Origin of the sequence: Hymenobacter sp. DG01 (assembly GCF_006352025.1) — a bacterium.
Classification (GTDB): Bacteria; Bacteroidota; Bacteroidia; order Cytophagales; family Hymenobacteraceae; genus Hymenobacter.
This window is the reverse complement of sequence record NZ_CP040936.1, coordinates 1,201,874-1,216,772: the sequence shown is the minus strand read 5'-3', so window position 1 is coordinate 1,216,772 and position 14,899 is coordinate 1,201,874. Positions and strand designations below refer to the sequence as shown.

At 61.9% G+C, this 14,899-nt stretch carries 14 protein-coding genes; 4 read left to right on the top strand and 10 right to left on the bottom strand.

Annotated features, from left to right (window positions below):
• Positions 1-18: 18 nt before the first annotated feature.
• Both FGZ14_RS05135 and FGZ14_RS05130 read right to left on the bottom strand, forming a co-directional pair.
• Positions 19-405, bottom strand: coding sequence for a 4-fold beta flower protein (locus FGZ14_RS05135; protein ID WP_139921882.1), 387 nt, complete (start codon positions 403-405; stop codon positions 19-21).
• 102 nt (positions 406-507) lie between these two features.
• A complete protein-coding gene (locus FGZ14_RS05130; protein WP_139921880.1) occupies positions 508-1,371 on the bottom strand; it encodes a DNA/RNA non-specific endonuclease in 864 nt (287 codons plus the stop codon).
• 135 nt (positions 1,372-1,506) lie between these two features.
• On the opposite strand from FGZ14_RS05130, the gene FGZ14_RS05125 reads away from it, so the two are divergent.
• Together FGZ14_RS05125 and FGZ14_RS05120 are read left to right on the top strand one after the other, a co-directional pair.
• Positions 1,507-3,573: an ATP-binding protein gene (locus tag FGZ14_RS05125; protein WP_139921878.1), complete on the top strand. Its 2,067-nt coding sequence runs from the start codon at positions 1,507-1,509 to the stop codon at positions 3,571-3,573.
• 464 nt (positions 3,574-4,037) lie between these two features.
• Positions 4,038-4,472 carry a Fur family transcriptional regulator gene (locus FGZ14_RS05120; RefSeq protein ID WP_139921876.1) on the top strand — a complete coding sequence of 145 codons (435 nt, stop codon included), beginning with the start codon at positions 4,038-4,040 and terminating at the stop codon, positions 4,470-4,472.
• A gap of 88 nt (positions 4,473-4,560) precedes the next feature.
• Here the strand turns inward: FGZ14_RS05120 and FGZ14_RS05115 are convergent, their stop codons facing one another.
• The 6 genes from FGZ14_RS05115 to sdaAB form a co-directional block, all read right to left on the bottom strand.
• Entirely contained in the window at positions 4,561-4,989 is a 429-nt protein-coding gene (locus FGZ14_RS05115; protein WP_139921874.1) for an EamA family transporter, read from the bottom strand.
• Position 4,990: 1 nt separating this feature from the next.
• Positions 4,991-5,386 carry a DUF4259 domain-containing protein gene (locus FGZ14_RS05110; RefSeq protein WP_139921872.1) on the bottom strand — a complete coding sequence of 132 codons (396 nt, stop codon included), beginning with the start codon at positions 5,384-5,386 and terminating at the stop codon, positions 4,991-4,993.
• Positions 5,387-5,953: 567 nt separating this feature from the next.
• Positions 5,954-6,943 carry an NAD(P)H-dependent glycerol-3-phosphate dehydrogenase gene (locus tag FGZ14_RS05105; RefSeq protein WP_257883344.1) on the bottom strand — a complete coding sequence of 330 codons (990 nt, stop codon included), beginning with the start codon at positions 6,941-6,943 and terminating at the stop codon, positions 5,954-5,956.
• 222 nt (positions 6,944-7,165) lie between these two features.
• Positions 7,166-8,608, bottom strand: a complete 1,443-nt coding sequence (locus tag FGZ14_RS05100) for an efflux RND transporter periplasmic adaptor subunit (protein ID WP_257883343.1) — start codon at positions 8,606-8,608, stop codon at positions 7,166-7,168.
• Between the two features lie 60 nt (positions 8,609-8,668).
• Positions 8,669-10,192 carry a TolC family protein gene (locus FGZ14_RS05095; RefSeq protein WP_180754501.1) on the bottom strand — a complete coding sequence of 508 codons (1,524 nt, stop codon included), beginning with the start codon at positions 10,190-10,192 and terminating at the stop codon, positions 8,669-8,671.
• Between the two features lie 152 nt (positions 10,193-10,344).
• On the bottom strand, positions 10,345-11,025 hold the full coding sequence (gene sdaAB / locus FGZ14_RS05090; protein WP_139921867.1) for an L-serine ammonia-lyase, iron-sulfur-dependent subunit beta: 681 nt from the start codon (positions 11,023-11,025) through the stop codon (positions 10,345-10,347).
• Between the two features lie 264 nt (positions 11,026-11,289).
• Here sdaAB and FGZ14_RS05085 point away from each other — a divergent pair, with 264 nt between their 5' ends.
• Complete coding sequence (locus FGZ14_RS05085; RefSeq protein ID WP_139921865.1) at positions 11,290-12,267, top strand: tryptophan 2,3-dioxygenase family protein; 978 nt, start codon at positions 11,290-11,292, stop codon at positions 12,265-12,267.
• A gap of 82 nt (positions 12,268-12,349) precedes the next feature.
• Here FGZ14_RS05085 and FGZ14_RS05080 read toward each other — a convergent pair whose 3' ends face one another.
• The gene (locus FGZ14_RS05080) at positions 12,350-12,907 is read right to left on the bottom strand and encodes a DUF2911 domain-containing protein (protein ID WP_139921863.1); all 558 of its coding nucleotides are present in this window, start codon (positions 12,905-12,907) and stop codon (positions 12,350-12,352) included.
• Between the two features lie 193 nt (positions 12,908-13,100).
• Here FGZ14_RS05080 and FGZ14_RS05075 point away from each other — a divergent pair, with 193 nt between their 5' ends.
• The gene (locus FGZ14_RS05075) at positions 13,101-13,517 is read left to right on the top strand and encodes a hypothetical protein (RefSeq protein ID WP_139921861.1); all 417 of its coding nucleotides are present in this window, start codon (positions 13,101-13,103) and stop codon (positions 13,515-13,517) included.
• Here the strand turns inward: FGZ14_RS05075 and FGZ14_RS05070 are convergent.
• Complete coding sequence (locus tag FGZ14_RS05070) at positions 13,511-14,830, bottom strand: MFS transporter (protein WP_139921859.1); 1,320 nt, start codon at positions 14,828-14,830, stop codon at positions 13,511-13,513. The genes FGZ14_RS05075 and FGZ14_RS05070 overlap by 7 nt on opposite strands.
• Between the last annotated feature and the right edge of the window lie 69 nt (positions 14,831-14,899).

Below are 14,899 nucleotides of genomic sequence, written 5' to 3'. Positions count from 1 at the left end.
CGCCCGCGCTCTGGTCGGCTACTGCACGAAGTATGTGATGCTCGACAAAGGCGACCATTCCAGCGTGCGGGAGCGGCGGGCGGGCCGGGGCTGGCGGCGGGGCAGCGGATGCGACAAAGCAGCCAGCCGGAAGCGGGCCGGTGCCGCCGTACCCTGGCTTAGCGGCGGGCGGGCGGGCCCACCCGTAGCGTTTTCAGCGAACAGCGCGGGCCGGCCGCACCGGTCGTACAGCCACCCCTGCTGCACCCAACCCAGGTAGCGCCCCTGCACAGTGTACAGCAGCTCCTGCTCAAACCACGCGACGACGTTTCCTTGGGCGTCGTAAATGGCCTGGCAGGCATCGTCGGCGTAAGCAACCGGCATACCGGTAGCGTTATACAGCGGAATCATGGGATAGGGCATCATATTGGCGCTATAAACGAGCGCTGCACCCCAAGCGGATTTCCGGCCCCGCCGGAACCCGGCTATTAGCCCGCGTCAGCGGTGCCCTCCCCCTGAAACCCGGGTCTAAATAGGCCCCTGATCGATGCGGCGCTCCAGTTGCTGCTGCACCGCCGGGGCCACGGCCGAAAGCAAATCGTAGCCCGTTGCGGCCTCAATGGCATCCACGCTGGTGCGGTAGTCTTCCCAGCTGTCGGTCAGGTTGTTGTCGTTGGGGATGTCAATGGCAATAACCCGGGTACTGGCCGTCACGCGGGCGGCATCATCGTCGTCGCCTTCGGGCAAAATCACCACCACCTTCCACACCCGGGCCGGTACGGTTACGTGGCCCTGGTCGAGGGTGGTTTTGTAGCCCTCAGAGCCGGTACCACCCCGGCCGTAGCTTCCGCATACCACATAAAGCTCATTGGCGCCGTTCTGAAGCTGGCGTCGGCAAAACTCTTCCAGCCCGGCCCAGGTGCGCTGGTTATTGCGCGGGGCCTGGGGCATCATGTTGGTCATCAGAAAAGTAGCCGAGTTGTCGGCGGCCGTGCTGGTGCGGTCGGCCGAGGGGCAGTTGTGGCCCCGATCAAAGCCGGAACCCGCGTAGCTGGCGCTTGTAACCCGGTACCAGGTAGGAGGCAATTGAGAATCGGGCCGGAAGTTGTCCTGGCGGGCGGCGCTGCCCAGCCAGCGGGTTGTCAGGTGCCAGCTTACCCAATTGGGCTTGCCCTGGCTGCGGTGGTAGGAAAGCGCGAACTGCGGCTTGAGCAGCAGGTAGTTGGACGGCATTTTGACATCGGCCGTGGCCCCGCTGGGGTTGCCCAGGGTCAGGTGCTCCGATTCATTGGCCGGGGCGGGGTCAGGGGAAGAGCAGGACCAGGCGCCGGCCAGTACCGCCAGCATTAGCCCGAGGCCCTTGCCCCGCCGGAAGGAAAAGAGAAAGCTCATGCGGCAAAGGTAGGCCGGCGGGCCGAGTATGCCCCGGCTCGGAGGCCGCTGGGCTGGTGGGTAGCGCGGAAAGCCAGGGGTGGGCAGCGGCCGGCCCAGGCTTTCCGGGGCCGTTTTCCTTGCGTACCTTCCCCCATGATTCAACGCTTCCTGGGGTTGCTGCTGGCGGCCGTCGTACTCGCGAGTACGGCCGGATGGGCGCAAAGCCCGCAAACCCGCGTGCTGCAACGAGCGCTGCGCAACGCCACCTCCGACACGGCCCGTACGCTGCTGCTGGCCGACCTGGCGGCGACTTACCGCTATTCCCGCTTCGATTCCGTGCAGTGGTATGCCCGGCAGGGCCTGGCTCTGGCCCGCCGCATCGGCTACCCCAAAGGCGAAGGGCGCTGCCTTTCGCGCATTGCGTTGCTGCTGGGCGAGCGGGGCAACCTGCCCCAGGCCCTGCGCGTGGATCTGCAGGCCCTGCACCTGAACCAGGCCAGCCACGATCTGGAAGGCACGGCCCGCACCCTCAACCAAACCGGTCTGCTGTATTTCTCGCTTGACGACTATCGTCCTTCTCTGCAGTACTACTCCCGCGCCTGGCGCCTTTATCAGCAGGCCCGCACCGCCGACACGTCCCAGCTGGTTAGCGTACTCACGAACATGGGCGCCAGCTATGAAGGTCTGCGCCGCTACGACTCGGCCGCTTTTTTCCTGAACCGGGCCTGGGAGCTTACCCGCCGGTCCCGCACCCTGCACCAAAGCTGCTGGGGCACACCCGCGCCCTACGTCCTACGCGAGCTGGGTCTGCTGCAGGTGGCCCTGGGCCGGCCGGAGGCGGCACTGCGCTTTTACCGCCAGAGCGTACGGGTGGCCGCACCCGAAAACGACCGGCGCAGTGCCAGCCGCTCTTACCAGTACATGGCCGAGCTTTACCACGCCCTCCAGCAGCCGGATTCCAGCATCTACTACGCCCGTAAGGCCCTGGCACTGGGCCAGTCCCTCCCCTTTACGGTGGGCATTGTGCGCAACAGCAAGCTGCTGACCCAGGCGTTCGGGCAGCGGCAGCAGCCCGACAGCACTCTTAAGTATATGGAGTTGCTGCTGATGGCCCAGGACAGCCTGCACAACCCGCAGCGCATCAAGCAACTGGATGCCATTGGCTTTGCCGAGCAGCAGCGCCTGCGCCAGCTGGAGGAAGAACGGGACAAGGTGGCCGGCCAGATCCGGACGGCGGCCCTGCTGGCCGGCGTGGCCGTGCTGCTGCTGGTGTCGGTGCTGCTGGGGCGCAGCAACCGGCAGCAGCAGCGGGCCAACCAGCGCCTGCAGAGCCTCAACGAGCAGGTAACCCACCAGGCGCGGCAGCTCACGGCCCAGCGCGACAACCTAGCCCGGACCCTGCAAGAGCTGAAAATAACCCAGAGCCAGCTGGTGCTGCGCGAAAAAATGGCGTCGCTGGGCGAGCTGATGGCCGGCGTAGCCCACGAGATTCAGACGCCGGTAAGCTCGGCGCGCAAGTTTGCCGCTATCAGCGCCGAGCTGTGCACCGAGCTGCGCCACGAAGCTGCCCGGCTGATAACCCGCCCCTACGACCGGGAGATACTGGATGAGATGCTGCAGAACCTGCTCCAGAATCAGACCCGTATCCTGCAATTTGCCCAGCGCGCCGACTCCATTGTGCAGGGCATGCTGGAGTATTCTCAGGATAGCAGCGGGCCGCGCCAGCTCACCAAGCTCAATGTGCTGGCCGAAGAATACCTGCGCCTGACCTACCACGACCTGCGTGCCAAAAACCGCTACTTCAACGCGGCCCTGCTGCTGCGCCTTGATCCGGCAGTAGGCTCGGTGCAGGTGGTTCGGCAGGACATCGGACGGGCCCTGGTGGGCATTTTCAGTGCGGCCCTGCAGGCGGTGCTGCAGCGCCAGGCGGCGGCAGAGGCCGAGGAAAACTATATCCCGCAGGTAGAGCTACATACCCGACGCACCGCCGAAACCGTAGAACTGCTGGTGCGTGACAACGGGCCTGGCCTCTCGGCCGAAGTTATGGCCACGCTCTTTCAGCGCTTTCCCGACCGGGATGCTTCCACCGACCTGGGCTTGCCCCTGAGCTATGATCTGGTCACGAGGGGGCTCAGGGGGCAGCTTACAGCTACCAGTCAGCCGGGCTTGGGCACCGAGTATGTTGTTACGCTGCCCCTCCCCCTCGACACGGTTGCCTGAGGCGGCTGGCACTACCCACTACACCCTGTTCATTGCCTGGCGGAGGGCCAGCAGAAGTGATTCCCGCTAGGCTGACCTGCCTGGCCCGGCCGCCGGCTCAGGGTATCCTCCCCAGCCCAGGCACTTATGTCACAAATCATTCTTTTCGGGGGTCATTTATAGCTGCCGTGCAGCGAAAAACATAGCGTGAGCATTCTAAAGCTGTTTTTTTTAGTGTAAGGGCAAAAAACTCGTCTGTCACAAACAGGCCCGTTTTTACCTTGCCGGAGAGGCCTAAACCCCGCACATTTGCTTATCCCTCCGGCGGTCAGGATGTCCTTGCTCCTGCCCCCGAAACCGTTCCCGTTCCTTTTCCACAACCACTACGCGAAGGCCAGAGCTACCCGCTCTGGCCTTTGGGCATTCTACGCCTAATCCTCGGCTTCCACTGAACGCGACGCAATGTGCAGTATGTTTGCAGAATCATGAAAGCTTCTGCTGATTCGCTTACTTCCCTACTAGCCCGGCACAGCCTGCGTCAGACGCCGGTGCGCCGCGGGGTACTCCGGCTGCTGACCAGCTCCCCCTTCGCGCTTACCAGCCACGAGCTGGAACAGGCCCTGGGCCATGATACGGACCGGATTACGCTTTATCGTACCCTCAAGACCTTCGAGGAAAAAGGCCTTATCCACCGGGTTATCGATAACACCGACGTCATTCGGTACGCGGCCTGCTCCGACCACTGCAGTGAGCATGCCCACTCCGACGACCATGTGCACTTCAAATGCACCCAGTGCCAGCATACCTACTGCCTCGACCACGTCACGATTCCGCCGGTGCTGCTACCCCAGGGCTTCCGGGTGGAGTCGCGCGACTACCTACTGGCCGGAGTGTGCCAGCAGTGCCAGACGGAAGCGTAACCACTCTACAGTACCCCAAAACAAGCAGGCCCGCCGGATTTGTCCGGTGGGCCTGCTTGTTTTGGTATCAGATGGATCCCTACCCCTGCTAGTGCCCACGGGCCAGCAGGGCAATGCCTACTACTATGCTTACCAGGCCCAACGCCTGCGGCCACGACAAGGCCTCCCGAAGTACCACCAGGCCCAGAACGGCCGTTAGCAGCACTGAGCCGCCCACGATAACCGGCGTACCCACTGAGGAAGGCACACCCCGGCTAAATACCACGAACGTCAGGATTTCGGCCAAGCCTACTCCTAGTCCGGCTGCAACGGCCAGGCCTACCCCTTTACTGCTTAGTTCCAGGGACTGACCTTTCAGGCGCAGCCACAGCAGCCACAGCCCGCCCAGGCCGGCGGCTACCAATTGCAGAATTACCGCGCCCGCCGCCGCCGAAACGTGGTCGGCGGCCAGCTTGATAAAGAAGTTGTAAAAGGCCAGACACAACGCCGTGAGCAGGGCCAGCACAAGCCAATGCATACTACTCGGCCGTTAAGCGCGCCAGCAGGTCCTGCTGCAGCTGCTGCCAGTTTCCATACTCCGCCGATTCGGCCCAGCGCACCTGCAGGGCCGAGCTGTTCAGTACGGCTTCTACCGCTTCCTGGGCCAGCTCAGCCAGGTCTTCATCGGCTTCCATGCCATTCACGGCCAGAGTAAGACCTGGCAGAAAATCGGGGGTAGGATGTCCTTGGATAGCCGCTACGATTTCGGCGGCGGCCAGGGCCTGGCTGGCTTCCTCCTCGTCCAGCTCTTCCTCGGCCTCGGCGGCGGTGGCCAGCACTTCGTAGAGCAGCGCTTCGTTGGGGTTGCTGCGGAATTCCTCGGCCAGGTCGGCCGCGGCATCATTGTCGAAATTATGGTAGTCCCAGGTGGCCATGTGATAACTGTTAGGCGAGAGATATTGGCTAGCAGACGGAAAAACCGCTGAATTGTTCCTATACCCCTTCAAAATGCGTTGGGTTTCTCTGACCCAGGGTCAGGCAACTAGTCCACAGCAGTCGTATCAGACGGCATATTGCGCATTTGCCACAATACATCAGCTTCGGCGGCACGTATTAGTCGGACGGTGTACAGGATGCCCCCTATCTGGATTACAATTGGCACTAACAACAGGAAAGACCACCTGAACCAGGAGCTGTGCGATACGCCCTGCTGAGTTCGCCGCTGCCACCATGCTCGCAGCCACGCGGCCAGAAAGAGACCACCGCACCCTATTGCTTCCAGCAAGCTCCGCACAGTTTCTTCTCCTCCTGGAATGACCTGAGGCCTAGCGGATAAAGGCGGGTAAATAGTCCATCCACTCGTGCCATCCATAAGCTGCAGCCAATACGGCTTGCCGGCCACCAGCCAAGAGCCAGCTAGTAACAGAAAACCGCAGCAGCCAGCGCCCAAAGCAAAATACCAGCTTGTGCGCCAGGATTCTCCAGTACCCCTTGTTTCCATTCTACTTAAACTTCTCCTTTAGCAGTTCTACTTCAATAGCGGGTGAAATCTTCTCGTAGAGGATGTGGTAGGCGGCCGCCGTAATGGGCATGTTCACCTGCAGCTTGCGGTTCATCTCATAAATGCTTTTCACGGCGTAGTAGCCCTCAGCAATCATGTTCATTTCCAGCTGGGCCGATTTCACGGAGTAGCCCCGGCCCACCATGCTGCCGAAGGTGCGGTTGCGCGAAAACTGCGAATAGGCCGTTACGAGCAGGTCACCGAGGTAGGCGGAGGCCGACAGGTCGCGGGGCTGGGGGTTCACGGCGTGCACGAAGCGCCTAATTTCCTGCACCGCGTTGCTGACCAGCACCGCCTGGAAATTGTCGCCGTAGCCTAGGCCGTGGGCAATGCCGCAGGTCAGGGCAATGATGTTTTTCATCACGGCGCAGTACTCAATCCCGTCGAGGTCTTGGGCGGGGTTGGCCTTCACGTAGCGGTTGCGCAGCAGGCGGCTGAAGTCCTCGGCCAGGTCGGCGTCGGGGGAGCCGATGGTGAGGTAGCTCTGCTTTTCCAGGGCTACTTCCTCGGCGTGGCAGGGGCCGGCCACTACCCCCAGGCGGGCGTGCGAAAGCCGAAACCGCTCGGCTACGTAATCCGTCACCAGCACGTTTTTGCCGGGAATCATGCCCTTAATGGCCGAAATAATCCGCTTGTGCTTGAGTGCGTCGCGGTCCAGCTTATCGAGGGTGCTCTGCACGAACGCGGCCGGCACGGCCAGCACCAGCCAGTCGGCCTCGCGCACGGCGTCTTCCAGATCGTTGGTCGGGAACACCCGGTTCAGGTCGTGAGCAACGGAGGAGAGGTAGCGCGGATTGTGGCGGGTGCGCAGCAGGTGCTGCACGTCGTCCTTGCTGCGCATCCACCAGTGGACGCGGCTGCCATTTTCAGCGAGAATTTTGGTCAGCGCGGTGGCCCAGGAGCCGCCGCCAAGCATGGCTATTTTTTCCAAGGGGTGGGAAGGTGGTGAGGTGGTGAGATAGTGAAATGGCGAGATAGTGAGGTGACGGGCTAGCGCCGCAGAACCGCACGCCTGAGCGATAAGCTCACCATTTCACCGCTACGTCAATCTTAGGTAAAAAAAACGGAAGGCCGCCCCTGCGTGCTGCAAGAGCGGCCTTCCAATGGGGGTTAGCGGCTCAAGCTGAGCCAGTAACTTTTCTTATCAGTTAGCTTACTCTCCTCCGCCATCTTCCTTCAAAGCGGCTTTGTCGAGGGTCTTGACATCCTTGATAACCACCAGGGCGCCGTCCTTGAGGGTTTTGGATACGGCCCGGAACGGCCCGCTCACTACCTGGTCGCCGGCCTGAATACCGCTCACGATTTCCATGTTCTGGAAGTCACTGATGCCGGTTTTCACGGGCGTCAGTACGGCCTTGCCGTTGCGGATCAGGAACACCACTTCCTGCACGTCGTCCTTGGGGCCGGCGGCCGGCGCGGGCGTGGCCCCGCTGCTACCCCCGCGGCCCACGCGAACCGTCGGAGCCGACTTCTGGTCGTTGCCCGCGGTGCGGGCACTGTCGGAGCGAGTGGTAACGGCGGCCAGGGGCACGCTCAGCACGTTGGCTTTGCGGTTGGTGATGATGTCCACGGAGGCCGTCATGCCAGGGCGGAACGGTACCACCGTCCGACCCTTGATGGTGCGGGTCAGGTTGCGGTAAGACTCCGGCAGCAGACGGATGCGCACTTCAAACTCGGTTACGGCTTCGGCCGTGAGGGCGTCCTTGGCCGTGTTGGCAATGGCCGTCACAATGCCCCGGAACTTCTGGTCCTGGCTGGCGTAGGAGTCCACCTCCACCTCGGCCGAGTCGCCCAGGTCCACATTGATGATGTCATTTTCATTCACGCTTACCCGCACCTCCATGTTATTGAGGTTGGCAATGCGCATGATTTCGGTACCGGCCATCTGAGAGGTACCTACTACCCGCTCGCCCTTCTTCACATTGAGCTTGCTTACCGTGCCGCTTACGGGGGCGTAAATGGTGGTTTTGTTCAGGTTTTTGCGAGCTTCCTCCAGGCCGGCCTGGGCGCTGCGCACGCTGCTCTGGGCCGCCCGGATGTTCTGGCGGGCCGAGTTGATTTCCTCCTGGGAGGCATCGTAAGCGGCCTTGCTGGCTTCATAATCAGACTGCGAAATCACCTTCTGCTTGTAGAGCGAGGCGTTGCGGCGGTAGGTCAACTCGGTTTGACGGGCGCTGGCTATCAGCTGCTGCAGGCGGGCCTGGCTCTGGGCCACATTAGCTTGCTGGGTGCCTACTACGGCGCTCTGCTGGCTAACCACGGCCTGATAGTTATCGGGGCGGATGCGCAGCAGCAGCTGGCCCTTCTGCACCGAGTCGCCTTCCTCCACATAGAGCTCCGTGATTTCGCCCGAAACGTCGGGCGAGATTTTCACTTCGGTTTCGGGCTGTACTTTGCCCGAGGCGCTGACCTTCTCCACAATAGTAGCCGGCGCGGCTTTGGCTGCCAGCACCTCGGTGCCGGCTGGCTTACCGATCCAGCCCTGTTTCTTCGCCACCACGATGCCGCCAATCAGTACCAGTACAATAGCCAGCAGAATGTACAGGGTGCGGTTATTTCGCATAAAATCAATGAGTGAATGAGTGAATGAGCGCATGAGTAAATAGGTGAGTGAGCGGGCATCTCTTCGTGCCTCACTTCTTCCCTTGTTTACTTATTACAGCTGTATGGGACGGCCCTGGTAGAAATCCAGCACTTTGCGGCGGAAGATAAACTCGTACTTGGCCTGAATCATCGTCGATTCGGCGGCCGTGAGGTTGTTTTTGGCAATGTTGAACTCCGTGCCGTTGAGCAGGCCATTGTTGAAGCGGATTTCGGCGTTGCGGTAGGCCGTGGTGAGAGCCTCCACCTGGCGGCGCGAGGAGAGGTAGCGGCGCTGGGCGGCAATGGCGTCGGCGTAGGCCTGCTGAATGCTCTGGCGCAGCTGCAGGCGCGTCTGCTCGGCGCGCAACTCCTGCTGCTGAATATTGATCTGGGCCCGCTGCACGCCGGTGCGGGTCTGCAGGCCGTTCAGGATCGGGATTTGCAGCGAAAACTGCAGGCTTTTACCCAAGTTATCCTTGAGCTGTCTGCTAAAGCTGGAAGGCAGCAGCTCCGGAATGGCCTGCTTGGGCTGAAGCAGAAAATACTGCGAAGGCACGGGCTGGCCGCCCGTACCGGGCTGAAATACGGGCACCGCCACGGCATCCGTGGAGTCGCCGTTGAACACGCGCGCCAGCCGCGAGGAGGAGAAACCGGTGAAAATACCGGCCCCGAACGCCAAGCGGGGGTAGTAACCGCCACGGGCAATATCGAGGCTGCTCTGGGCCGAGCGCACGCGCAGGTCCGCGGCCTTGATTTCGGGCAGCAGGCTCTGGGCCGTCTGGTAGGTGCCGTCGGGGTCGGCCTCCAGCAGGGGCTCATCGTCGGGGTCGGCCAGTGGGGGCACCTCAATCTGGAATCCGGTGGGCGAAGGCAGGTTCAGCAGCTGGGTCAGGGTCAGGCGAGCCAGGTCGCGCTGGTTCTGGGCCGTAATCACGTTCAGCTCGTCGCTGGCCAGCTGGGCCTGAATATCGAGCAGGCTGCTTTCCGGAATGGAGCCGGCCCGCAGCAGCTTCTGGGTGCGCTCTACCTGGGCCTGGGTGCTGCTCACGCGCACCTCGTTGGTGCGCACCAGCTCTTCGGCCAGTACCAGCTGCAAAAAGGCAGAGGCCACGTTCAGGGCCAGATCATTGCGCGACTTCTCAATATCCAGGCCGCTGGCCTGTGAGTCGAGGGCGTTGCGCTTGACCGTATTGCGCAGCTGAAACCCCGAAAACAGGGTCACCTGGGAATTGGCCGAGAAGTTGTTCGAGCGAATGGTCTGGCTCACGAAGTCGTTGGTGAGCGGATCAAGGCTGGTGCCGTAGTTCCAGGCCTGGGTGCCAGAGATATTAGCCGAGGGGAGCAGGGCGGCCCGGCTCTGGCGCAGGGTGGCGTTCTGAAGCTCCGAGGTCAGCTGCTGCTGGCGCACCGTCAGGTTGTTCTGCAGGGCGTAGTCGATGGCCCGCTGCAGGGTCCAGGGCCCGGTAGGAGTTGCGGCCCGCAGCGTACCCGCCGGGGGCTGGGCGGGCGCTGTGGGCGCCGTAGTCTGGGCCCGCGCCGATCCGTCGGCCAGTAATCCGGCCGACACGCTCATCAGCAGCCAGTAAAAACGCTTCATAGGGAGAGTAAATGAGGCTGTAATAGGTAGGAGACACCGCAATCCGGCGCGGTGGCCCTGGCCACCAAAGGTATCAGTCTGCCGACGTAGCATGGACAGAAATCAACCAACCCGGTGAAATTTGCCCTTAACCGGAGCGGCCGGGCGCTTAGTTAGTCAATAGTAGGAATATAAGTAACGCGGTGCACCCAGCGCAGCTGCCGCAGGTAGTCCAGGGTGATGTCGCGCAGGCCCGAGTCGATTTCGATGAACTGCCGGGCCGCGTCGTTCTTGCCCTTACGCGAAACGAACATGGTGGCAATGTTGCACTCATCATGAGCAATGACGGAGGCAATAAAGGCAATGGAGCCCGGTACATCGTCGGCGTCGATGATGAGCGTATGCAGGGAAGCGGAGAAGTCCGACGGAAAGCCATCTACCTCCACAATCCGAATGACGCCCCCACCCCGACTCTGCCCGATAACCTCCACGGCCTGACCGGTACGCTCGTCGCGCAGCTGCAGGCGAATGGTGTTGGGGTGCATGGTGGAGGCATTGCCTACCCCCTGAAACGTGTATTGCAGGCCGGCTTCCTTGGCGTGGTCGAAGGCCTCGCGGATGCGCACATCGTCGGTGGGCATGCCCAGCAGGCCGGCCACGATGGCGCGGTCGGAGCCGTGACCCTCATAGGTGCGGGCAAAGGAGTTGTAGAACGTGATGGTGGCGTGGGTGGGGCTGCTGCCCAGGATGCGGATTGCGGCGCGGGCAATGCGTACGACCCCGGCCGTGTGGGAGGAGCTGGGCCCAATCATTACGGGCCCGATCATGTCGAAAATACTGGATTTCTCTGCCATTGCGTAAATATAGGTGAAGAGGTGAAGAGGTGATGGGGTAATGAGGTGAAGAGGTGAATGGTAATGAGGTGACGAGGTGATGAGGTGAGAAGGTAAGGGGTGGACGTTCTAGCGGCAGACGCCTGGCCTGCGGCCAAAGCTCTATGCCAGACCGTTCACTCCTTACCTTCTCACCTCATCACTATTTACCTCATTACCTCTTCACCCCATCACCTCACTACCATTTCCCATCTTTGCAGTGTAGTATCCATCCGCCCTACCCCCATGACCTCTCCGGAATCTGAATTCTCGCCCGCAGTGCTGGCGCAGCTGCGGCGCCTGCAGGAGCGCTACTCCGCCGACGACCAGGACCTGGCCGCCTACCTCGAAGGCCTATACCACACCCGTTACCTGGGCTACTGGGACTACATTCAGCTGGATACCCTGCTGAGTTTGCAGCGCCCCCTGACCAAGATTCCGGATGAGAAGATTTTCATCATCTATCATCAGATAACTGAGTTGTACTTCCAGCTCTGCCTTTGCGAGTACGAGCAGCTGGGTGACCTCACTACCCCCACCGTGGACGAGATAGTACTGCGCGTGGGCCGGATTAACCGCTACTTCGAAAACCTGATCGACTCGTTTGATGTGATGGTGGACGGCATGGACAAGCAGCAGTTCCTGGAGTTCCGGATGGCCCTGATGCCGGCCTCGGGCTTCCAGAGCGTGCAGTACCGCATGATTGAGCTGGCTAGTACCAGCCTCAGCAACCTCGTGCCCGAGGAGCGCCGCCGCCTGCTGGGCGAGGCCGCCGCCCACGACGAGCTGATGGGCTGCATCTACTGGAAATCGGGGGCGACGGTGGTGGAAACCGGAGCCAAGGCGCTTACCCTGGTGGAGTTTGAGAAGAAGTACGCCGATAAGCTGCTGCAGCACGCCCGCCACTTTGAGCAGCGCAACGTGTGGGCCGTGGTGCAGCGCCTGCCGCCTGGCCCCACCGGCCAGGAGCACCCGCGCCTGCTGCGCCAGCTAAAGCAGCTGGATGTGTGCGTGAACGTAAACTGGCCCCTGATGCACTATAAGTCGGCGGTGCGCTACCTGGAGCGTCGCCCCGATGCCATTGCCGCTACCGGGGGCACCAACTGGAAGCAGTACCTGCCTCCCAAGTTTCAGCGTCGCATCTTCTACCCCCAGCTCTGGACCGCGCAGGATTTAGAGGACTGGGGCAAAGGCTGGGTGGAAAGCGTGCTGGGCGGGGAGTAGCTCCAAAAGACGGAAGGCGGCAGGGGATCCTGCCGCCTTCCGTCTTTTCAGAACCAGCCGAAGCGCTACGTATTGTCCGGCACTACTTCACTACAAAGCTCACCTGGGTATTTTCCCAGCCCAGGGTTACGCGGCCGGTCTTGTCGGCCGTTACCAGGAACTGCTCCAGGGTTCGGGGGGTAGCGGCGGGGGTAGCCTTCACGCGCAGCACGTCGTCGGCCTGCTGGTACTCATAGGCCCCCCACTGATTGGGAGTGCGGTTAAAGATGATGGTCCACTGCTGGGCATCGGGGATGGTAAACAGGGCATATTTGCCCGCCGGCAGAGGCTGGCCCTGCACGGTTACGCTCTGGTTTACGGAGAAGGTAGTAGCCTCATTGGCCCCCGTGCGCCACACCTGGCCGTAGGGCACCAGGCCCCCGAATATTTTGCGGCCTTTGGCCGAAGGGCGGCTATAGCGAATCGTGAACGTGGCCGCGCCGCTACCACCCGTCACTACGGCGGGCGGGCTGGGGCGGGCAGGTTTTCCGTCCGGATTTTTCTCTTGGGTACAGGCCGCTGCTACTGGCAGCGCCAGGGTTAGCAGAAAGCACAACCGCGCAGGCGGATACACGAGGGGCATAAAGGGAAAGTAATACATACGCGAAGCCAGGGAAGAATACCCCGGTGGCCCAGGCCGCACGCTAGGGGTAAAGCGGCTTGAAGCAAGAATTATACCTTAAGTCGCTGCCCTGGGTTACCCGGCGCCCAAAAATACTCCGGGCTGCGGCCCAACAGTGCAACCATACCAATGATTTGCGGCATCTTTGGGTGATAAGCAATATTTACAATTCATGATTTATTCTGCTTTGTTTCGGAGCTTCCGGTTAGGAGCTGCCGCGCTGCTCCCAGCAGTGCTTACGGGTTGCCTGAGCCTGGACAGCAAGCCCGACAAGTGCTCTACGGAGGTACTGGCCCCCACTACCCGCGTGGTCAGCCCGGAAACCGGGACGGTAGGCACGCCCGTAACCGTGCGCTACACCCTCCAGATTATCAACGGCTGCGGGCAGTTCAAGTCGGTAAGCGAGCAGCGTAGCGGCAACCACATCTACCTCAGTCCGGTGGTGGCGTACGAGGGCTGCGTTTGCCCCGAGGTAGTTTCCAGCTACGAGGGCAGCTACCCCTTCACGGCCACCCAGCCCGGCACCTATATTTTTCACTTCCCCAGCGCCACCGCTACTCCCCTGACCGATACGCTTATCGTTCAGTGAGCGGCCGGCTCTTCCTCGCGCAGGCGGGAGGTAGTGCGGGTATCGGGCATGCGCAGGTACACCAGCAGGGAGAAGGCCGCGCAGGCCGTCACGTACCAGTAAAACCATTCCTCTACCCCGTGGTCCTTGGCCAGCAGGGCAATGTACTCGGCCGAGCCCCCGAAAATAGCCACGGTCAGGGCGTAGGGCAGCCCAACGCCCAGGGCCCGGATTTCCGTTGGGAACAGTTCGGCTTTCACTACCGCATTAATGGAGGTGTAGCCGCTGACCACCGTTAAGGCCACCAGCAGCAGGCCAAAGGCCACGCCCGGCCCCGGGGCCTGCCCCAGCGCCCGCAGCAGCGGCACCGTCAGCAGCGTGGCCCCTACCCCGAAAAACAGCAGCACCGGCCGCCGGCCTACCCGGTCGGAAATGGCCCCCAACAGGGGTTGCAGCAGCATAGCCACGCCCAGCGCCCCAAAGGAAACAAGCGTGGCCTGGCCTTTGGAAAAGCCCGTAGTGTTTACCAGAAACTTCTGCACGTAGGTAGTGAAGGTGTAAAACACTACCGTGCCGCCCAGCGTCAGGCCCACTACCGTCAGGATTTCGCGGGGGTGCCGCAGCAGCAGGCGCATCTGGTTGGGCCGCTGGGTGGGGGTAGCCGCCGTGCGGCGGGTAAACTGGTCGGTTTCCTCCATGCTGCGGCGCAGGTACAGGGCCACCAGCGCGGCCACTGCCCCCACACCGAAGGGCACCCGCCAGCCCCAGGCGTACATTTCGGCGGGCGTGAGTAGTTGCTGCAACCCCAGCTGCACCAGCAAAGCCAGCAGCTGCCCGGCAATGAGCGTCACGTACTGAAAGCTGGAAAAAAAGCCACGGTTGCGCTGGTCGGCCATTTCGCTCAGGTACGTGGCTGAGGTGCCATACTCACCGCCCACGCTCAGGCCCTGTAAGAGGCGGGCCACCACCAGCAGTACCGGCGCTGCTACCCCTATCTGCTGGTAGGAAGGCGTGAGGGCAATCAGCAGGGAGCCCCCGCACATAAGCAGCACGGAGGCCAGCAGCGCCGCTTTGCGTCCGGCGCGGTCGGCGTAGATGCCCATCAGCCACCCACCCAGGGGGCGCATCAGAAAGCCCACCGCGAAAATGGCTGCCGAGTTGAGCAGCTGGGCCGTGAGGTTGCCTTTGGGAAAGAAGGCCGGCGCGAAGTACAAGGCAAAGGCCGAGTACACGTACCAGTCGTACCACTCCACGAGGTTGCCTACTGAGCCGCTGAAAATAGAGCGGACGCGGGAAGCCATGGTGCGCGCAGGGGTGGGCGAAAGTTGGGGCATGGAAACAAAGCGGAAGGCGGCAGACGGCCGCAAACTAGCGAAAGTGCCCCGAAGCCGCCGGTTCTGCTA